The 18674-nt window shown below is 58.9% G+C and carries 19 protein-coding genes and 1 pseudogene; 10 read left to right on the top strand and 10 right to left on the bottom strand.

The features are described 5' to 3' along the window. Window positions 1-18: 18 nt before the first annotated feature. Window positions 19-1446: a YfcC family protein gene (locus tag ACOZK9_RS25955; protein ID WP_421556880.1), complete on the bottom strand. Its 1428-nt coding sequence runs from the start codon at window positions 1444-1446 to the stop codon at window positions 19-21. Window positions 1447-1555: 109 nt separating this feature from the next. Next, on the bottom strand, window positions 1556-2452 hold the full coding sequence (locus ACOZK9_RS25950; protein WP_058414184.1) for a LysR family transcriptional regulator: 897 nt from the start codon (window positions 2450-2452) through the stop codon (window positions 1556-1558). Window positions 2453-2635: 183 nt separating this feature from the next. Here ACOZK9_RS25950 and ACOZK9_RS25945 point away from each other — a divergent pair, with 183 nt between their 5' ends. Continuing rightward, a complete protein-coding gene (locus tag ACOZK9_RS25945) occupies window positions 2636-3859 on the top strand; it encodes an OprD family porin (protein ID WP_421556879.1) in 1224 nt (407 codons plus the stop codon). A 106-nt stretch (window positions 3860-3965) separates the two neighbouring features. Next, window positions 3966-4583: a BamJ family beta-barrel-assembly machinery protein gene (locus ACOZK9_RS25940; protein WP_058414186.1), complete on the top strand. Its 618-nt coding sequence runs from the start codon at window positions 3966-3968 to the stop codon at window positions 4581-4583. Window positions 4584-4732: 149 nt separating this feature from the next. Here ACOZK9_RS25940 and ACOZK9_RS25935 read toward each other — a convergent pair whose 3' ends face one another. From ACOZK9_RS25935 to ACOZK9_RS25925, 3 genes are all read right to left on the bottom strand, one after another. After that, the gene (locus ACOZK9_RS25935; protein ID WP_003194088.1) at window positions 4733-4990 is read right to left on the bottom strand and encodes a PA4570 family protein; all 258 of its coding nucleotides are present in this window, start codon (window positions 4988-4990) and stop codon (window positions 4733-4735) included. 160 nt (window positions 4991-5150) lie between these two features. Next, a complete protein-coding gene (locus tag ACOZK9_RS25930) occupies window positions 5151-5492 on the bottom strand; it encodes a zinc ribbon domain-containing protein YjdM (RefSeq protein WP_058414187.1) in 342 nt (113 codons plus the stop codon). Window positions 5493-5706: 214 nt separating this feature from the next. Further along, entirely contained in the window at window positions 5707-6675 is a 969-nt protein-coding gene (locus ACOZK9_RS25925) for a polyprenyl synthetase family protein (protein WP_058414188.1), read from the bottom strand. Between the two features lie 239 nt (window positions 6676-6914). On the opposite strand from ACOZK9_RS25925, the gene rplU reads away from it, so the two are divergent. The 7 genes from rplU (at window position 6915) to ACOZK9_RS25890 (ending at window position 12549) form a co-directional block, all read left to right on the top strand. Next, on the top strand, window positions 6915-7229 hold the full coding sequence (gene rplU, locus ACOZK9_RS25920; protein WP_003176051.1) for a 50S ribosomal protein L21: 315 nt from the start codon (window positions 6915-6917) through the stop codon (window positions 7227-7229). 34 nt (window positions 7230-7263) lie between these two features. Beyond that, entirely contained in the window at window positions 7264-7521 is a 258-nt protein-coding gene (rpmA, locus tag ACOZK9_RS25915) for a 50S ribosomal protein L27 (protein ID WP_003176049.1), read from the top strand. A gap of 195 nt (window positions 7522-7716) precedes the next feature. After that, on the top strand, window positions 7717-8940 hold the full coding sequence (cgtA, locus tag ACOZK9_RS25910; protein WP_421556878.1) for an Obg family GTPase CgtA: 1224 nt from the start codon (window positions 7717-7719) through the stop codon (window positions 8938-8940). Window positions 8941-9051: 111 nt separating this feature from the next. Beyond that, window positions 9052-10170 (top strand): glutamate 5-kinase, encoded by a 1119-nt coding sequence (gene proB / locus ACOZK9_RS25905; protein WP_122252464.1) that lies wholly within the window; start codon window positions 9052-9054, stop codon window positions 10168-10170. 15 nt (window positions 10171-10185) lie between these two features. After that, entirely contained in the window at window positions 10186-10650 is a 465-nt protein-coding gene (locus tag ACOZK9_RS25900) for a CreA family protein (protein ID WP_058414191.1), read from the top strand. Between the two features lie 101 nt (window positions 10651-10751). Further along, window positions 10752-11234: a glutathione peroxidase gene (locus ACOZK9_RS25895; RefSeq protein WP_058414192.1), complete on the top strand. Its 483-nt coding sequence runs from the start codon at window positions 10752-10754 to the stop codon at window positions 11232-11234. Window positions 11235-11445: 211 nt separating this feature from the next. Continuing rightward, window positions 11446-12549 (top strand): NADH:flavin oxidoreductase, encoded by a 1104-nt coding sequence (locus ACOZK9_RS25890; RefSeq protein ID WP_421556877.1) that lies wholly within the window; start codon window positions 11446-11448, stop codon window positions 12547-12549. Here ACOZK9_RS25890 and ACOZK9_RS25885 read toward each other — a convergent pair. Next, entirely contained in the window at window positions 12518-13720 is a 1203-nt protein-coding gene (locus ACOZK9_RS25885) for a glycosyltransferase family 4 protein (protein WP_421556876.1), read from the bottom strand. The genes ACOZK9_RS25890 and ACOZK9_RS25885 overlap by 32 nt on opposite strands. A gap of 54 nt (window positions 13721-13774) precedes the next feature. After that, entirely contained in the window at window positions 13775-14539 is a 765-nt protein-coding gene (cysZ, locus tag ACOZK9_RS25880) for a sulfate transporter CysZ (protein WP_058414195.1), read from the bottom strand. Window positions 14540-14832: 293 nt separating this feature from the next. Here cysZ and trxB point away from each other — a divergent pair, with 293 nt between their 5' ends. Next, window positions 14833-15795 carry a thioredoxin-disulfide reductase gene (gene trxB / locus ACOZK9_RS25875; RefSeq protein ID WP_058414196.1) on the top strand — a complete coding sequence of 321 codons (963 nt, stop codon included), beginning with the start codon at window positions 14833-14835 and terminating at the stop codon, window positions 15793-15795. 212 nt (window positions 15796-16007) lie between these two features. On the opposite strand, the gene ACOZK9_RS25870 is transcribed toward trxB, so the two are convergent. From ACOZK9_RS25870 to ACOZK9_RS25860, 3 genes and pseudogenes are all read right to left on the bottom strand, one after another. Further along, window positions 16008-17777, bottom strand: coding sequence for a lipase family protein (locus ACOZK9_RS25870; RefSeq protein WP_421556875.1), 1770 nt, complete (start codon window positions 17775-17777; stop codon window positions 16008-16010). Next, on the bottom strand, window positions 17740-18213 hold the full coding sequence (locus ACOZK9_RS25865) for a hypothetical protein (RefSeq protein ID WP_421556874.1): 474 nt from the start codon (window positions 18211-18213) through the stop codon (window positions 17740-17742). The genes ACOZK9_RS25870 and ACOZK9_RS25865 overlap by 38 nt, the downstream gene beginning before the upstream one ends. Before the next feature lie 12 nt (window positions 18214-18225). Beyond that, window positions 18226-18674, bottom strand: a pseudogene (locus ACOZK9_RS25860) (hypothetical protein); the annotation flags it as partial.

Below are 18674 nucleotides of genomic sequence, written 5' to 3'. Positions count from 1 at the left end.
GGGAAAACACTCATCGACTCAGTACCCGCTCGTAACCGCAATGGCCAGCAACACCATCGCCAGCACGGCGTAGATCAAGAACAGCGGCAGGATGTAGCGCGCCCATTGGCCCCAGCCGACATTGGCCGTCGCCAGCAGCACCAGCAGGCCGCTGGAAGTGGGGGTGATCATGTTGGTCAGGCCATTGCCCATCAAAAACGCGAACACCGTGGTCTGCGGGCTGACGCCGGACAACTGGCCCAGCGGGCCGAAAATCGGCATGGTCACGGCTGCCTGGCCCGAGGTGGACGGGATCAGCACATCCAGGCCCAGTTGCGCGAAGAACATGCCGTAGGCCGACACAATCGGCCCGTGGTCGCCCACCACATTGGCCAGGCTGTTGACGATGGTGTCCAGTACCAGGCCAGTACTGAGGATGATTTCCACTGCAGTGGCCAGGCCGATCAGCACACCGGCAATCAGCACTTTCTTCATGCCATCGACAAAGGCACTGGCGGCGACACTCGCACCCAACCGGGCGATCACACTGAAGGCCACCGTCAGCAGCAGATAAAATGCCGACAGCTCATGGTATTTCCAGGCCCAGCGGTTGGAGGCGTAGACCAAAAAACCGATGCCTGTCAGCAGCACGATCAGGTTGATCAGGTGGCGCGTAGGCAGCGGTTTGCGTTCGAACGTGATCTGCGCCGTCGCATCGAAACCGTGCTTGCGAATGCTCCACAGCACGAAAGCAATACCCACCAGCAGGAAGGTGCAGTAGGCCAATACGCGCATGCTCAAGCCACTGAATATCGGCAGCCCGACCATCGGCTGGGCGACCGAGAGCGCCACCGGATTGGAGATCGATGCCAGGTAGCCGATCTTTACCGAGATGGTGACGATGGCCAGCCCGATCAGGTTCGAGAGCCCGAGCCGATTGGCCATGGCGACCATCAGCGGAACGATCAGGATAAATTCCTTGGCCAGCCCCATGAAGGTACTGCCGGCTGAAAACACCAGCATCAGGCTCGGCACCAACACGTAGACATTGCCTCGGGTCAGCCCCAGCAGGCGCTCCAGCCCGGCGTCGATCACGCCGGCCTTATTGAGCACGCCGAACATACCGCCGATGAACAGCACCATGAAAATCAATGCCGCACGTTTCTCGATGCCCTGGGGAATAGCCATGAAGCCTTCCACCAGTGACACCGGACGGGCCATCGTATCGCCGACCTTGCGCGGCTCCAGTGAGAACAGTTGGCCCAGGCTGTCGTGCTTTTCCAGCACTTGATAGGAGCCCGGTATCACCAGGCCGTTCTGGCGCTCGAACGTGCCCGAGTTCACCGCGTAGGTGAACGCCACGGCGAGCAAGACGATGCTCAGCAGGATGATGGCTGGGTTGATCTGTTTGCGTTGCGCGGGTTTTTCCGCCACCGCCTGGGTGGGGGTGATCTGTGATTCGCTCATGCTGGCTGCCCCGGCGTTCGCCGTTTTTGTTATAGGGGAGTGACGCGTGTGGAGCGGACACTAGGGCAAAGTTTTTGCGCCGACAACGTTATGCGCAGGGCGGGTCGGGCTATGCGTTTTGTGCGTTCAAACGCTGTTTGAGATGCTCGGCAAACGCGATTACCACCGGTGGGCGTGGTTCATTGGCGCGATAGGCCAGGCCGAACGAGTAGGGCAGCGCCGGGCGAAAAGGCCGGGTCACGATTGGCAAATGCAGGAAGTGACTGGCGAGCAAGCCGTTGACGATCGACACGCCCAGGCCTTCAGCGACGAAGCTGCAGGCGGCCCCCACCGAATGCACTTCGACGCGTACTTGCGGCGTGAGGTTGGCGGCGCGAAACACCTGATTCAACTGCGCGCGTAGAGCCCGTTGCCGGCCCAGCATCACCAGCGGCACATTGCGCAGGTGCTGCACCTCGATACATGCGTGACGGGTCAGTGGATGGTCGAGGGGCATCACGCAGACGCCTTCGGTTTCCAGCACCGGTTCGATGTCGAAATCGGTGATTTCCGTCGGCAAGCGCACAAAGCCCAGGTCGGCGGAACGGTCGAGCACAGCGCGTTCGATCATGTCGTAAGAGCCCGTCAGCAACTCGACAACGATGTCGTCATGGCTCTTGAGAAATTCCGCGACGATCCGTGGCAGCAGCTCCTGGGTCATGCTGGTAGGCACGCCGACCTTGAGCAGGCTCTTGCGCGAGCGGCCCACACGCATCTCGTCGGCCAAGCGTTGGATGCGCTGCATACCGTCTACCAGGCCGGCGACTTCGGTCAGCAACTCTTCCGCTTCTGCGGTGGCCATCAGACGGCCCTTCTTGCGCAGAAACAATGCGAAACCCAACGCCTCCTCCAGTTGGCTCAACAGGCGGCTGACCGCCGATTGCGACAGGCCCATGCGCGTCGCTGCGCCGATGGTCGAGCCGGTGGACATGATCGCCTTGAAGGCTTCGAGCTGCTTGAGATTCACCGTGCTCTTCCTGTTGGTTGCGAGGGGCGAGCGGTGCTTTGCGCATAGCCTGATGCGCATCTCGCATAACGTTGTGGGGGGGTGGATGAGCCGTTAGTGTCCGCTCCAACGCGACGTGCCGTCCAGTGTGTCGCGCGGTGCAACTGCCCATAAAAAACCACAATAGGCATTGAGGAAACAGCTATGCGAGCGTTTTTCACGAGGGGCAAAATCGCTTCGGCGGGCTTGGTGGCGAGCCTGTCACCGGCGCTGCTGGCCCAAGGTTTCTGGGAGGATTCCCAGGGGCGATTGACCTTGCGTAACTTCTACTTCAACGACGATTACGGTGACGGCGGCAATGATCGCCGGGAGTGGGCGCAAGGCTTTTTGCTCAACCTGCAGTCGGGTTACACCGAGGGTGCGGTGGGCCTTGGCCTCGATGCGTTGGGGTTGTCAGGGCTGCGGCTGGACTCCAGCCCCACCCACGCCGGTACCGGTCTGTTACCGGTGCACGACGACGGTCACGCGGCCAGCGAGTTCTCAAGCCTTGGCGTCACCGCGAAGCTACGTTGGGGCGATGCCGTGGTGAAAACCGGCACGTTGCTGCCAAAGATTCCGGTGTTGGTGCACAACGATGGGCGCCTGCTGCCGCAGACTTTCCAGGGTACCCAACTGGAGTACACCGGTATTCGCAACCTGTACCTGCACACCGGGCACCTGGACAAATTCAAGTTGCGAAACTCCACCGACAGTGTGGCTATTTATCCACAGGGCTACAGTGGCAAAAAGGGCAGCGACTTCGATTTTGCCGGTGCCACTTATGCCTTCACTCCGCGTCTCAGTGGCACCTGGTATTACGGTGAACTGCGCGAGTTCTATCGCCAGCAATTCTTCGGCCTTGTACATAAACAGCCGGTCGGCAGTGGCACGTTGACCAGCGACTTGCGCTACTTCATCAGCGACGAGGCTGGGGAGGCGCGTAACGGTAAGGTCGACAGTGACCTGTTCAGTGGGCTGTTCACCTACCGCCTGGGCGCGCAGGCGCTCGGTGTCGGTTATCAGAAGGTCAACGGCGAAACGGCATTGCCTTATGCCAGTGTGTCGACCGTGTATTCCTTCAGTAACGCCGGCGTGGGCAAGTTCATCCAGGCTGGTGAGCAAACCTGGATGCTGCGCTACGACTATGACTTTGCCGCGGTATTGCCGGGCTTGAGTTTCATGACCCGTTATTACAAAGGGCAAAACGGCGATTACAAAGGGCGTGAGGCGCGCGAATGGGAGTCCGATACCAATCTGCGCTACGTGGTTCAGAGCAGCACGTTCAAAGGCATGGGCGTGGAGTTGCGCAAAGCAACCTACCGCTCGACCTATGCCAGTGACCGCGACAACTATCGGCTCTACCTGACTTACGACCTGGCACTCTGGTAGCCGGGGCGTGGGGCTGATCAGAAGTCGGTCTTGTGTGCTAGTCTGCTGGCCCTTTTAGTTTTGGATGGCACGGGAAAACTGTGCTGCCCTACAGCGGAGCCTCTTCATGTCCGAAGTTAATCTGTCCACCGACGAAACCCGCGTCAGCTACGGTATCGGCCGTCAGTTGGGCGACCAACTGCGCGACAACCCGCCACCGGGCGTGAGCATTGACGCCATCCTGGCCGGCCTGACCGATGCGTTCGCAGGTAAGCCAAGCCGCGTTGACCAAGAGCAGATGGCGGCTAGCTTCAAAGTTATCCGTGAAATCATGCAAGCCGAAGCGGCTGCCAAGGCTGAAGCCGCGGCGGGTGCTGGCCTGGCGTTCCTGGCTGAAAACGCCAAGCGCGATGGCATCACCACCCTGGCGTCGGGCCTGCAATTTGAAGTGCTGACTGCCGGTACAGGCGCCAAGCCGAGCCGTGAAGACCAAGTGCGTACTCACTACCACGGCACCCTGATCGACGGCACCGTGTTCGACAGCTCTTACGAGCGTGGCCAGCCTGCAGAATTCCCGGTGGGCGGCGTGATCGCCGGCTGGACCGAAGCCCTGCAACTGATGAATGCCGGCAGCAAATGGCGCCTGTACGTGCCGAGCGAGCTGGCTTACGGCGCTCAAGGCGTTGGCAGCATCCCGCCGCACAGCGTGTTGGTATTCGACGTCGAGCTGCTCGACGTTCTGTAACACAGCAGGTTATTGCGGGCCTTGTGCCTGTGTGGGAGCGGGCTTGCTCGCGATGGCGTCGACCCGGTTTAACTGTGAACCGAGTCGCCAGCATCGCGAGCAAGCCCGCTTCCACATAAAGCCTGCATCCACAGGTTTTGCGCGGTCGCTCATGGGTGAAATTTGCCATTGAGCTCCGTTGCCGGGCGCAACGCTCGGGCATAGCAGAACAGAAACAGGTTACGCACCACTTCTTTAAGTACGCCGGGCTCACTCGAACTCAGGCCATTGACGTCCAGGTCGCCCTGGTCCTGCAGCTCATTCAGCGCTTCTTCTTCCAGCACCGCACAGACTTCCCCGGTTTCCCGATGCAGGATTCGCAGGTAAGGGTGTGGGCGGTCCAGCCAGGCATCGATCAAGTACGTCATGGTTCATTCTCCTTGATAAGTTTCAATGAGAATAATTCTTATTCGTAGAATAGCAAGTGCCTATTGGCGGTTTACTGATTTTTCTGTGTGGGTATTGCGCTTGATCAACGCAGAGGGCGAAACGCCATCCCGCGGCGGGCGCGGGATGGAGGCAGCAGGCTCAGACTTTACGCACAAACTCGGACTTGAGTTTCATCGGGCCGATACCGTCGATCTTGCAGTCGATGTCGTGGTCGCCATCGCACAGGCGGATGTTCTTGACCTTGGTGCCGACTTTGACCACCAGCGACGTGCCTTTGACCTTAAGGTCTTTGATCACGGTGATGGTATCGCCGTCCTGCAAGACATTACCTACAGAGTCTTTCTTCACGGTTTCATCGCCGGCCACTTCGGCCTCACCAGTGGCGGACCACTCATGCGCACATTCCGGGCAGATCAACTGGGCGCCGTCTTCGTAGGTGTATTCGCTATTGCATTTCGGGCAGGGTGGCAACGTGCTCACTAAAGCTCCTTCAGAGTCAGGATGGCTAAAAAGCGCACATTATATAGGGTTTTGCAGCGCGAGCGGGGGAGTGGGTTGGCAATGGAATCTAAATGTGGGAGCGGGCTTGCTCGCGAATGCGGTCTATCAGAAACGTATTCAGTGACTAACACTCCGCATTCGCGAGCAAGCCCGCTCCCACACAAGCCCGCTCTGCCCGCTCTGCAGGGAGTCTTCAGTGCGTACGCGCGACCGCGAATTCACTCAGCTCGACCAACGCGTCGCGGTATTCGCTGGCAGGCAGCGCTTCCAGGCATTTGATCGCGCGGGCCACGTAGTCACGCGCCAATTGTGCGGTGTAATCCAGCGAGCCCGAGGCTTCCACGGCAGCGCGAATGCTTTCGAGGTCTTCGATACCGCCTTTCTGGATCGCCTTGCGCACCAGGGCGGCCTGTTCCGGCGTGCCTTCGCGCATGGTGTAGATCAGCGGCAAGGTCGGTTTGCCCTCGGCCAGGTCGTCACCGACGTTCTTGCCCAGGGTTTCAGCGTCGCCACGGTAGTCGAGCAAGTCGTCCACCAACTGGAACGCAACCCCCAGGTGATCGCCGAAAGTGCGCAGCGCTTCGCTTTGCTCAGGCGTCGCTTCGCACAAGGCGGCGGCGCTGTGGGTGGAGGCTTCGAAGAGCATCGCAGTCTTGCCCCGAATCACTTCCATGTAGGTTTCTTCGGTGGTGCTGGCGTCGCGAACCTTGGACAGTTGCAACACTTCGCCTTCGGCGATGATGCGCGTGGCTTGTGAAAGAATCTTCATCACCGGCATCGAGCCCAGTTCGACCATCATTTCGAACGAGCGCGAATACAGGAAGTCGCCCACCAGCACGCTCGGGGCGTTGCCCCACATCGCGTTGGCCGTCTCGCGGCCACGGCGCATGCCGGACATGTCGACCACGTCGTCATGCAGCAAGGTTGCGGTGTGCAAAAATTCGATGGTGGCGGCCAGCAGGCGCAGGTCATCGCCTTCGCGGCCAAGGGCCTTGCCGCACAACAGGACTAATAAAGGCCGCAGGCGTTTGCCGCCCGCCGACGTAATATAGTCGCCAATTTTGGAGACCAGCGGCACTTTAGACGTCAGCTGCTGCTTGATGATGCCGTCGACGGCGCTAAAATCGTCCGCGACCGCGCGGTAGAAAGCTTGGGGTTGCATCAGCGACAGTCGCTCCAGAAGGGTTGCGCGGCATGCTAGGACCCTCTCCCCGTAGTGTCAAGGCGCGATAGACGGCTACTTGCAACACCCATTTACCTTGCGTACAATCGCGCACCCTGAACTTCCTGGGCAGCACCTGCCTTACGCAATTGCATTCGGGACGTCCATCCCATGCAGCCATGCCAGCCAATACCTCTTCTTATAAAGCGCTGGGTGAGCAGGATTATCGGAGAAATACCATGTCGTACGCAGTAATTGTTACTGGTGGCAAGCAATACAAGGTCGCCCCAGGTGAATACCTGAAGATCGAAAAACTGGAAATCGCTACCGGCGAATCCGTTACCTTTGATCGCGTTCTGTTGGTCGCCAATGGCGATGACGTGAACATCGGCGCTCCAGTGGTTGCCGGCGCTACCGTTGTGGCTGAAGTGATCTCCCAAGGTCGTCACGATAAAGTCCGCATCATCAAGTTCCGTCGTCGTAAGCACCACATGAAGCGTATGGGCCACCGCCAGTGGTACACCGAGATCAAAATCACCGGTATTCAGGCTTAATTTCAGCCTAATTCCTCACTAGGAGAATTGACTCATGGCACACAAAAAAGCTGGTGGTAGTACCCGTAACGGTCGCGACTCAGAAGCCAAACGCCTTGGCGTTAAGATGTATGGCGGCCAGAAAATCATTCCGGGCAACATCATCGTGCGTCAGCGCGGCACCCAATTCCACGCCGGTTACGGTGTTGGCATGGGTAAAGATCACACCCTCTTCGCGAAAATCGAAGGCGTGATCAAGTTTGAAGTAAAGGGCGCGTTCAACCGCCGTTACGTGAGCGTTGTCGCCGCTTAATTGCGCGATCGCTGGAAAAGCCCTGTCTCGCGACGGGGCTTTTTCGTTTGTGGGGTGAGTCTCTTGCAAAGCTGTTTGTGATGGGCGAAAGCAACGGGTTTTGCAGTCATTGCTTGAGGTCGCTGCGCTCATTTTTGCAAGAGTCTTATGTCTTGGTTTTTTTAAGCTCGTCCGTGCGACGAGAGGCGTTTTGTTATGAAGTTCGTTGATGAAGTTTCCATCCGAGTAAAAGCAGGCGACGGCGGTAACGGTTGCATGAGTTTCCGTCGCGAAAAATTCATCGAAAACGGTGGCCCGAACGGCGGCGACGGCGGTGACGGCGGTTCCATCTACTTGATGGCCGACGAAAACCTCAACACCCTGGTCGACTACCGTTACACCCGGCACTTCGATGCCGAGCGTGGCTCCAACGGCGGCAGCACCGACTGCACCGGTAAAAAAGGTGAAGACATGGTGCTGCGCGTACCGGTCGGCACCACGATCATCGACTCCGCCACTCAGGAAGTGATTGGCGACCTGACCAAGGCCGGTCAAAAGCTGATGGTTGTGCAGGGCGGCTGGCACGGTTTGGGTAACACCCGATTCAAGTCCAGTACCAACCGTGCACCGCGCCAGACCACGCCGGGCAAACCGGGCGAGCAGCGTGACCTCAAGCTGGAGATGAAAGTACTCGCCGATGTCGGCCTGTTGGGCCTGCCAAACGCCGGTAAAAGTACCTTCATTCGCTCGGTCTCGGCCGCCAAGCCGAAAGTCGCCGACTACCCGTTCACCACCCTGGTGCCAAACCTGGGCGTGGTCAGCGTAGACCGCTGGAAAAGCTTCGTGATCGCCGACATTCCAGGCCTGATCGAAGGGGCATCCGATGGCGCAGGCTTGGGCATTCGTTTCCTCAAGCATTTGTCGCGTACGCGCTTGCTGTTGCACCTCGTCGACATGGCGCCGCTGGATGACACCAGCGCACCAGACGCTGCCGAAGTGATCGTCAGCGAACTGACCAAGTTCAGCCCGGCCCTGGCCGAGCGTGACCGCTGGTTGGTACTGAACAAGTGCGACCAGATCCTCGAGGAAGAACACGAGGAACGCGTCAAGGAAATCGTCGATCGCCTGGAATGGACCGGCCCGGTTTATGTGATCTCGGCCATCGCCAAAGAAGGCACCGAGCGCCTGACCCGCGACATCATGCGCTACCTTGAAGACCGCGCCGACCGCCTGGCGGCCGACCCGGTGTTCAAGGCCGAACTGGCCGAGCTCGACCAGCAGATCGAAGACGAAGCCCGCGCCCAGTTGCAGGCGCTGGACGACCAGCGTGCCCTGCGCCGCAGCGGCGTGAAGTCGGTGCATGACATCGGCGACGACGATTGGGACGAGGAAGACGTGGATGATGAGGATGGCCCGGAAATCATTTACGTGCGCGACTGAGTCGTTGCGATAAACTTGAACGCCGCTCCTTTTAGAGCGGCGTTTTGGTATCCGGGTATAACGTTACGGGCGGCGCTGGGTCGCGCAGCCCTCAATCTAAGGTTGAAGATGATGCGGAGCAAAGTGACAGGTGCGCAGCGCTGGGTCGTAAAGATCGGAAGCGCGCTGCTGACGGCAGATGGTAAAGGGCTTGATCGCGCAGCCATGAGCGTCTGGGTCGAGCAGATGGTGGCCTTGCATGAGGCCGGTGTTGAGTTGGTGCTGGTGTCGTCCGGGGCCGTCGCTGCCGGCATGAGCCGCCTCGGCTGGACCGCGCGACCCAGCGCGATGCACGAGCTGCAAGCCGCTGCCGCCATCGGCCAGATGGGCCTGGTGCAAGCCTGGGAATCCAGCTTTGCCGAGCATGGCCGCCACACGGCGCAGATCCTGCTGACCCACGACGACCTGTCTGACCGCAAGCGCTACCTCAACGCCCGCAGCACCTTGCGCGCGCTGGTGGACCTTAAGGTTATCCCGGTGATCAACGAGAACGACACGGTGGTCACCGACGAAATCCGCTTCGGCGACAACGACACCCTGGCCGCGCTGGTCGCCAACTTGGTGGAAGCCGACCTGTTGGTGATTCTCACCGACCGCGACGGCATGTTTGACGCCGACCCGCGCAACAACCCCGATGCCCAGTTGATCTACGAAGCCCGCGCCGATGACCCGGCGCTGGACGCCGTGGCTGGCAGCGTCGGCGGCGCGCTGGGCCGTGGCGGCATGCAGACCAAGCTGCGTGCTGCACGTTTGGCCGCGCGCTCCGGCGCCCACACCATCATCGTCGGCGGGCGCCTGGAACGCGTGCTCGACCGTCTCAAGGCCGGTGAGCGCATCGGCACGTTGCTGTCGCCGGAGCGCGGGCTGCTGGCGGCGCGCAAGCAATGGCTGGCCGGACACCTGCAAACCCGTGGCACCCTGGTGCTGGACGAAGGCGCCGTGTCGGCGTTGTCCCAAGGCAACAAGAGCCTGCTGCCGGTGGGCGTCAAATTGGTGCAGGGCAGCTTCCGCCGTGGCGAGATGGTGGTGTGCGTCGCGCCCGACGGTCGCGAGATCGCCCGTGGCCTGGCCAACTACAGCGCCCTTGAAGCGCAGAAAATCATTGGACAATCGTCTGATGCGATTGTCGGACTATTAGGTTACATGGCTGAACCTGAACTGGTTCACCGCGATAACCTGATCCTGGTCTAAACAAAGGAATACACGATGCGCGTGATAAAGGGATTGCTCGGCCTGCTGTTGGCCATGCCACTGGCGGCCTCGGCCGAAGAAATCGGCCAAGTGTCGACGGTGTTCAAGTTTGTCGGCCCCAATGACCGGATCGTGGTCGAGGCGTTTGATGACCCCAAAGTCGACGGCGTAACCTGCTACCTGTCGCGCGCCAAAACCGGCGGCGTAAAAGGCAGCCTGGGGCTTGCCGAAGACCGTGCCGAAGCCTCAATCGCTTGCCGCCAAGTCGGCCCGATCAGTTTTAAGGGCGAACTCAAGGACGGCGACGAGGTGTTCAAGGAGCGTACTTCGCTGGTATTCAAGACCATGCAGGTGGTGCGTTTCCTCGACAAGAAGCGCAATACCCTGGTGTATCTGGTCTACAGCGACCGCCTGATCGAAGGCAGCCCGCAGAATGCGGTCACGGCGATTCCGATTTTGCCCTGGCCGACGGCGCAGTAACCGGCAGGCGCGTTTTTTAATCGGCGTCTATGATTGCAGGCTTGGGGTCTGTAATCTCGACGTGCCGCAATGCGAAGAATATGGGAAATCTGGAGTTCGTCATGAGTGCTTTCCACGACCTGAAACTCAAAGCGTTAGACGGGCAAGAGTTGCCGCTGGCGCCCTTCAAAGGGCACGTTGTGCTGGTGGTCAACGTGGCGTCCAAGTGTGGTTTGACCCCGCAATACGCGGCGTTGGAAAACCTCTACCAGCAATACAAGGGCCAGGGTTTCAGCGTGCTCGGCCTGCCGTGCAACCAGTTTGCAGGCCAGGAGCCGGGCACCGAGGAAGAAATCCAACAGTTCTGCAGCCTCAACTACGGCGTGACGTTCCCGCTGGGCAGCAAGCTTGAGGTCAATGGCCCCGACCGCCATCAGCTCTACCGCTTGCTGGCGGGCGAGGGCGCCGAGTTTCCGGGCGACATCACCTGGAATTTCGAGAAATTCCTGCTCGGCAAAGACGGCCGGGTACTGGCGCGTTTCTCGCCACGTACTGCGCCGGATGACCCCACCATCGTCCAAGCCATCGAAAAAGCGCTTATTTAGCTGCAAGTTTTTAGCTGCAAGCTGCAAGTAGAAGCCCTGCGTACAGCTTGAGGCTTGAGGCTTGAGGCTTAAAGCTTGCAGCTTGCAGCTTGCAGCTTAAGGCTTGCAGCTGCCTTCATACTCCTTTATCACCCAAATCAATAGTGCTACCGCACGCTGCACGCGCGCAATATTATCCACATCATAAAACCCTATGCCGTGGAGTGCTCCCATGCCTGTGCAAGCCTTGTTCAAACCGTTCCAGCTCGGTGCTCTGCAACTCTCGACCCGCGTGGTGATGGCACCGATGACGCGTTCGTTCTCGCCAGGTGGCGTACCCAATTCCAAGGTCATTGAGTACTACCGCCGTCGCGCCGCCGCAGGCGTGGGCCTGATCATCACCGAGGGCACGGTGGTCGATCATCAGGCCTCTAACGGCTACCCGAACGTGCCGCATTTTTATGGTGAGGCCGCGCTGGCCGGCTGGAAGAAAGTGGTCGACGCGGTGCACGCCGAAGGTGGCAAGATCGTTCCGCAGTTGTGGCACGTGGGCAGCGTGCGGCGTATCGGCACTGAGCCGGACGCCAGCGTGCCGGCTTACGGCCCGATGGAAAAACTCAAGGACGGCAAGGTGGTCGTCCACGGCATGACCCGCGCAGACATCAACGACGTGATCAACGCCTTTGCCCAAGCCGCCAAGGATGCCCAACGCATCGGCATGGACGGCGTGGAGATCCACGGCGCCCACGGCTACCTGGTTGATCAGTTTTTTTGGGAAGGCAGCAACCAGCGCACCGACGAATACGGCGGAAGCCTGGCCAACCGTTCGCGTTTTGCCATCGAGCTCATCCAGGCTACCCGCGCTGCGGTAGGCCCGGACTTCCCGATCATCTTGCGTTTCTCGCAGTGGAAGCAACAGGACTACACCGCGCGCCTGGTGCAAACCCCGCAGGCGTTGGGTGAGTTTCTGCAGCCGTTGTCCGACGCCGGTGTGGATATTTTCCACTGTTCCACGCGGCGTTTCTGGGAGCCGGAATTCGAAGGCTCCGACCTCAACCTGGCCGGCTGGACACGCAAGCTCACTGGCAAACCGACCATCACCGTGGGCAGCGTCGGCCTGGACGGCGAGTTCCTGCAGTTCATGGTCAACACCGACAAGGTCGCGCAACCGGCCAGCCTGGAAAAACTGCTGGAGCGCTTGAACAGCGACGAGTTCGACCTGGTGGCCGTGGGCCGCGCCTTGCTGGTAGATCCAGATTGGGCGTTGAAGGTGCGCGAAGGCCGTGAGGGCGACATTCTGCCGTTCAGTCGTGAGGCGTTGACGACCTTGGTGTAAGCGGTGACAGGGCGGTTACCGGAGGCCCGTCCTTGCACACACCGCGCAACTGGCGTTCAAACTGTTCGATAATTGCCGGCCAACCCTGACGGCTCGCGTGTTGGCGGGCATTCAGGCGAGCCCTGCGCAAGGTCTCGCGCTCTTCGAGCAGCCACACGGCGGCATCGCAAAAAGCCTCCTCATCACCCGGCATCGCTAGCGCGCCGCTATAGCCATGGCGGATATGCTGGGTGGCGGCCGCTTGGTCATAGGCCACCACGCCAAGCCCCGACGCCATGGCCTCCAGCACCACATTGCCGAAGGTTTCGGTCAGGCTGGGGAACAGGAACAGGTCGCCTGAGGCGTAATGCTTTGCCAGTTCCTCGCCGCGCTGGGTGCCGCAGAACAAAGCGTCGGGCAATTCGCTCTCCAGCAGCGCGCGTTGCGGGCCATCGCCAACGATGATCAGCTTCATGCGCCGCTGTGGATAACTACGCTGCAAGGTTTCAAAGCAGCGCTTAAGCAACCCGAGATTTTTCTCCTGCGCCAGCCGGCCGACATGCAGCACCGCGATGTCGTCGTTGCGCAGGCCAAAGCTTTCGCGCAAGGCGTTATCGCGTTTGGCCGGGTGGAACAATTGGCTGTCGACCCCGCGTGACAACATGCCCAGCCGCTCGAAATGCCGACGCTCCAGCTCCAGGCGTTGGCTCGCGCTCGGCACCAGCGTCAACGTCGAACGGTTGTGGAACCAGCGCAGATAGTGCGTGACCATGCGGCTCAGCAGGCTCAAGCCATATTGGTTTGAGTACTGTTGAAAATTCGTGTGAAAGCCGCTGACCACACTGATCCCCAGGCGCCGTGCCGCGCGCAGGGCGGACAACCCCAGCGGCCCCTCGGTGGCGATGTACAGCACGTCCGGGCGCTGACGGGTCCAGCGCCGCAGCAACTTGTGCATCGACGACTGGCCCCATTGCAGGCCGGGGTAGCCTGGCAGTGGCCAGCCACGGCACAGCAGCAACTCGTCGTCGCTGGCGCGGGTCTGGTCGACACCCTGGCGCGGGCGCACCAGTTCGATTTGGTGGCCACGTGCGCGCAAACCTTCACACAAGCGACCAAGGGTATTGGCCACCCCGTTGATCTCGGGCGGGAAGGTTTCGGTGATTAAGGTGATGTGAAGCGAAGCTGTCGTCATGACCCACAGTCTCGCCGTGGGCCATGTCGCCATTGTGGCATTGGGATGATGGATTTATGACGGCGTCACGTTTTTCCGGGCCATCGTCTCGGCGCCTTGCTCGCGCACCCAGAACAGCGTGGCCCCGGCGACCGCTGCCGGCATCATCAGCAGGTTGACCACCGGCACCAGCAACACCAGATACACGATGCCGCCGAAGCTCATGCTCTGCCAGCGTTTCTGGCGCAGCCAGGCGAGCATTTCGTTCCAGCCCAGCTTGTGGTTGTCGGCCGGGTAGTCGATGTACTGGATCGCCATCATCCACACGCCGAACAACAGCCACAGCGGCGCGGCAATCAGGTTGACCACGGGAATGAACGACAGGATAAACAAGCCGATGGCGCGTGGCAGGAAGTAGCCCAGCTTGCGCATTTCGCGCGCCAGGGTGCGCGGCACCATCGCCACCAACTCGCCCCAACTGAACGGCGGGAAGTCATCGGTGCCGCGTATCACCACCTCGACCTTCTCGGCGAGAAACCCGTTAAACGGTGCGGCGATGATATTGGCGAGCATGGTGAAGGTGAAAAACACCATCAGCACCACCAGCACCACAAACAACGGCCATAACAGGTAATTCAAAAAGCTCAGCCAGCTTGGCAGCGTCGGCATCAAATGGTCGACCCACAGGCTGAACTGATGGCCAGCGAAGTAGATCAAACCGACAAACAGCACCAGGTTGATTGCCAGCGGCAGCAGTACAAACAGGCGCAAGCCAGGGCTCAACACCAATTTGAGGCCTTCACGCAGGTATTGCGGGCCGGAAAGAACAGGGGCGGGCATGGAGAACTCCGAGCAAGAGGACGAACGCGCCGACCTTACCGGCTTTGCAATCAAGGCGAAAGCGCCGCCGGTGTAACGACATCAACGGTAACAAAGGCGTCGATTAACCGCGTCGACTGCATAGAGACCACCTATGAGCTGGATTGTTATTGCGTATTTCCTTAATCTTGCGCCCCTCGTTACGCTTCAACCATTATTTTCAGGACCTGCGAGTTCAAGCACTTCCCCAAGTGTTTCGCGGTCCTTTTTTATTCCAGCCGCCTTGTTGTGCGGGCGGTCGATAGGAGTGAGTCATGTCTGATACCCGTCATTCGCGAGTGATTATTCTCGGTTCCGGTCCTGCCGGTTACAGCGCTGCCGTTTATGCTGCCCGGGCCAACCTCAAGCCGTTGCTGATCACCGGCATGCAGGCGGGTGGTCAGTTGACCACCACCACTGAAGTCGACAACTGGCCGGGCGATGTTCACGGCCTGACCGGCCCAGTGCTGATGGAGCGTATGAAAGAGCACGCCGAGCGCTTTGAAACCGAGATCGTTTTCGACCACATCAACCAAGTCGATTTCTCGAAAAAGCCTTACAGCCTGACCGGCGACAACGGCGTCTACACCTGCGACGCGCTGATCATCGCCACCGGCGCCAGCGCCCGTTACCTGGGCCTGCCGTCGGAAGAAGCGTTCATGGGCAAGGGTGTTTCGGCCTGCGCTACCTGCGACGGTTTCTTCTACCGCAACAAGCCGGTCGCCGTGGTCGGTGGCGGTAACACCGCTGTCGAAGAGGCGCTGTACCTGGCCAATATCGCCAGCACCGTGACCCTGGTTCACCGCCGCGAAACCTTCCGCGCCGAGAAGATCCTGATCGACAAGCTGCACGCGCGCGTCGCTGAAGGCAAAATCATCCTCAAGCTCAATGCCACCCTCGACGAAGTCCTGGGCGACACCATGGGCGTGACCGGAGCCCGCCTGAAAAACAACGACGGCAGCTTCGACGAGCTGAAAGTCGACGGCGTGTTCATCGCCATCGGCCACACCCCGAACACCTCACTGTTCGAAGGCGTGCTGGAAGCCAAAGACGGTTATCTGGTCGTACAAGGCGGCCGCGAAGGCAACGCCACCGCGACCAACATCGACGGCATCTTTGCCGCCGGTGACGTGGCCGACCACGTCTACCGCCAGGCCATCACCTCGGCCGGCGCCGGCTGCATGGCGGCGCTGGATGCCGAGCGTTACCTGGATGGTTTGAAGGACGCATCGTTCTAAACCATTGAAATGAAAAAAACCGGCTGCGAGGCCGGTTTTTTTATGTGCTGGATTTAATGACCCGCACAGGTCAACGGTGGGAGGGGGCTTGCTCCCGATGTCGGTGTATTAGCTACAGATAGTCTGGCTGTTACACCGCTATCGGGAGCAAGCCCCCTCCCACATGTTGATCCATGCCGGGCTCAGGCGTTGATTGTCGTCAACTGCCCACGCTAGGTAATCGAATCGATGTCGAATGTATATGGCCCACTGCTGCGGGAGGCGAACATCGAAGCGACATCGTCCGGCTCGGGAATCATCGCAATTTGCACCTGCAGTGTGTTCTCCCGCTGGCCCTTCCAGCGTTGCAGAGCGGCTTCCAGGTTGGGCGAGTGCGCCGCGCTGCCGTAAACATCCACCCGCCTCAGTGCGCGCACGCGTAATCGTTCAAGCCGCTGCAGTGAATCTTGCAGCTTGTAATACTCGCCGGACAACTCGGTCACCGTTTGCAGGTACTCGGGGTCGTTGTTGCAATAGCGCAGCGTGTCCATTGTTCGCTTGCGTTGGTCGTACACCTTGCTGCGCATGGTCGTCAGTGCCGACGCCACCACATCGTATTCACGTTTAGTCACCACCGTGCCCTTGGTTTCCTCGGTTTGTTGCCAGCGTCTAAAGGTCGCCCAGGAAAACGGGATATAGGCCCCCGGTATACTGTGATCAGCAAGGCTCATGGCTTGATCGATAAAACCACCCCGAAACGGCAGGTCGCCGTCCTTGGCCAGCGCACGCGTGCACGCGGCCTCTTCAATGGAGTCACACCCCGGGTTCCAGAGAATCGACGAAATTTGCTTTTCGTTGAAGTTCACCGGCATAAAGTGATGCAACGTGCCGTGATGCTCATAAGGCGCGCCACCCACCCGAACCAGGCCTGCGACGAAAATTAAAATACCTAACACCGGGTTGGTAATAAAAAGTCCCGCAAGCCCGGTAACCCAAATGCTTCGCCGTGCGTTCATCCACGGTGCGGGTACGCCGGGGATCATGTCGTTGTTGTTGACCATGCGGTGGTGCGTCAGCGGCTCGGCAGCGGCGACGAATGTGGCATCACCTACACGCGGCGATCCGTAGGTGTAGAGGAGAACGTCGTAGTTCAAGGTTTCGTCAGATCGCAGTGCTTCGGCCAGTAGTAGTGCAATCGCGCCGCCCAGGCTGTGGCCGCTGATAATGATTTTTTGGCCGATATGAAATCTATCCAAATAGTTCTGAACAAACGTCTTCAACGCCTTATACGCATCGTAAAAACCGTGATGTACGTTGCCTTTACCCTCGCTGAAAGGTACTTGCGCCGCATCCGCGTCACGCCACCAATCTGACAACTCCAATGTTCCGCGGATAGCGATCAAAATCACCTCATCATGATGGGTAATGAACGCTTGCGTGCTCTTGCCGCTTAGCCAGTACTCGCTGGTGTCATCAAAAAAATGCTGATTGGCAGGGTGTTCCTGATTTTCGCCCGGCTTGTTTTGTTCATATAGGGTTGGGTCGAACGGTAAAATCTCAAAGCGCTTCGAGTAAGGAACTTCCTCATACAGTGGGTAAAAACGGTGAACCGGCGACTGCGAACTGTCTACCTTCCAGCTTTCTCGATAGTTGGGAAGCGCTTCACCAAAAAAGTTACCAACACTGGGTTCCAGTGGGAAGCTCACGGTGTCCACTGGTTTTTTGGCGGGTTTTTGGCCGAAATCGTTATAGCTCAGGTTCGACATGATTGCGAGCTGGTACAGGTTGAGTGCGCTAAAGGCATTGTCGGTTGAGAGCATGGGCCTGAATGCACGCAGGGGGCGCACCTGTAGTAGCGTGTGCCGGTTAGACAGCAACCCGACACCCTTCAGAGATAACGGCTCTGGACTAAGCCTCAGTTCATCAAGTGCTCTGATTAAGAGGTCATTCGGCGGGTATTTACGTTTAAGGGGAGGCGGTAAATGCGCGCGGTGCTTGACCAAGTCCCGCACTTCCACATTGGATAAATGTGTCTCCCGCTTTTAACGCGGGGTTGTGTTCGGCAGGGAATCCGTCTTTGTGAAAGAAACGGGTTTGTTCGGCGCGGACTTGGAGTTCGGTGATTGGGAGTTTGTACGAGGGACGCTCTGCTAGTCTCTTGTATGGATGTTCTCCTCCCGTATACGCCGTATCTAGCGATAATACGCTTGGCCCTCGATGACAGTTGTCAATTTTGGCGAAACCTTCGGCGTCCAGCGCTCCGCTATATTTTTGTTCTGCGCTATCTTGGAGGGTATAGGTAAGACCAGCGTAGGGTTTGCCATCACCGAATTCGTCCACTAGCTGAAAACTTACCGAATGACCTTTTAATGGGCAGGCAAACATCCTGTCGTTAAAAGAAGGCTTATGCACATCTTCCAGCGGTTTATACGAACCCATTTTTTCATGTCCTTATTCGGTGCAGTTGGGGTAGACGGTGCAGTCACGACCATCAGGCATTTTGAACATTTTGAAATCGGTAGTATTCCCAAAGCAGAAAGCATCTAGGTCATCAAGTCCTTTCCCCATACATCGCTTCCAACCAGTTGGGAACTTAACCCAGTTGTCACCAACTGCTGGCAGCTCTTCTTCCGCCACCGTCAGCACCATTTTCACTGTCTTGCCCGCTAACTGATCACGTTGCAACGCTGCACCCGCAAGCTGTTTTTGCACAACTCCATTTGCGTCTAGCGCTCGGCACTCTAGGATTTTCCTGATATACCGTTTCGGTCCTGCCGTGCGGAAAAACCACTGGCACTGCGCCTGAAAGACAAACGGTCCCGAAATAGGGAAAGGGCGAACTGTTTCTGAAGGCTCGTCGCGTATTAATATACTGGCCTGTTGTAGACTCATGTCCAGTT

Origin of the sequence: Pseudomonas kitaguniensis, from assembly GCF_049199985.1 — a bacterium.
GTDB lineage: Bacteria > Pseudomonadota > Gammaproteobacteria > Pseudomonadales > Pseudomonadaceae > Aquipseudomonas > Aquipseudomonas kitaguniensis.
This window is presented reverse-complemented; position numbering and strand designations above follow the sequence as displayed.

What these genes read in the sequence shown, in the direction of transcription:
- ACOZK9_RS25895 (WP_058414192.1), top strand. Translation starts at nt 10,752, where the DNA reads ATGAGTGCTTTCCACGACCTGAAACTCAAAGCGTTAGACGGGCAAGAG.
- ACOZK9_RS25945 (WP_421556879.1), top strand. Translation starts at nt 2,636, where the DNA reads ATGCGAGCGTTTTTCACGAGGGGCAAAATCGCTTCGGCGGGCTTGGTG.
- ACOZK9_RS25865 (WP_421556874.1), bottom strand. Translation starts at nt 18,213, where the DNA reads ATGGGTTCGTATAAACCGCTGGAAGATGTGCATAAGCCTTCTTTTAAC.
- ACOZK9_RS25900 (WP_058414191.1), top strand. Translation starts at nt 10,186, where the DNA reads ATGCGCGTGATAAAGGGATTGCTCGGCCTGCTGTTGGCCATGCCACTG.
- ACOZK9_RS25955 (WP_421556880.1), bottom strand. Translation starts at nt 1,446, where the DNA reads ATGAGCGAATCACAGATCACCCCCACCCAGGCGGTGGCGGAAAAACCC.
- trxB (WP_058414196.1), top strand. Translation starts at nt 14,833, where the DNA reads ATGTCTGATACCCGTCATTCGCGAGTGATTATTCTCGGTTCCGGTCCT.
- rpmA (WP_003176049.1), top strand. Translation starts at nt 7,264, where the DNA reads ATGGCACACAAAAAAGCTGGTGGTAGTACCCGTAACGGTCGCGACTCA.
- rplU (WP_003176051.1), top strand. Translation starts at nt 6,915, where the DNA reads ATGTCGTACGCAGTAATTGTTACTGGTGGCAAGCAATACAAGGTCGCC.
- ACOZK9_RS25935 (WP_003194088.1), bottom strand. Translation starts at nt 4,990, where the DNA reads ATGACGTACTTGATCGATGCCTGGCTGGACCGCCCACACCCTTACCTG.
- cgtA (WP_421556878.1), top strand. Translation starts at nt 7,717, where the DNA reads ATGAAGTTCGTTGATGAAGTTTCCATCCGAGTAAAAGCAGGCGACGGC.
- proB (WP_122252464.1), top strand. Translation starts at nt 9,052, where the DNA reads ATGCGGAGCAAAGTGACAGGTGCGCAGCGCTGGGTCGTAAAGATCGGA.
- ACOZK9_RS25940 (WP_058414186.1), top strand. Translation starts at nt 3,966, where the DNA reads ATGTCCGAAGTTAATCTGTCCACCGACGAAACCCGCGTCAGCTACGGT.
- ACOZK9_RS25925 (WP_058414188.1), bottom strand. Translation starts at nt 6,675, where the DNA reads ATGCAACCCCAAGCTTTCTACCGCGCGGTCGCGGACGATTTTAGCGCC.
- cysZ (WP_058414195.1), bottom strand. Translation starts at nt 14,539, where the DNA reads ATGCCCGCCCCTGTTCTTTCCGGCCCGCAATACCTGCGTGAAGGCCTC.
- ACOZK9_RS25885 (WP_421556876.1), bottom strand. Translation starts at nt 13,720, where the DNA reads ATGACGACAGCTTCGCTTCACATCACCTTAATCACCGAAACCTTCCCG.
- ACOZK9_RS25890 (WP_421556877.1), top strand. Translation starts at nt 11,446, where the DNA reads ATGCCTGTGCAAGCCTTGTTCAAACCGTTCCAGCTCGGTGCTCTGCAA.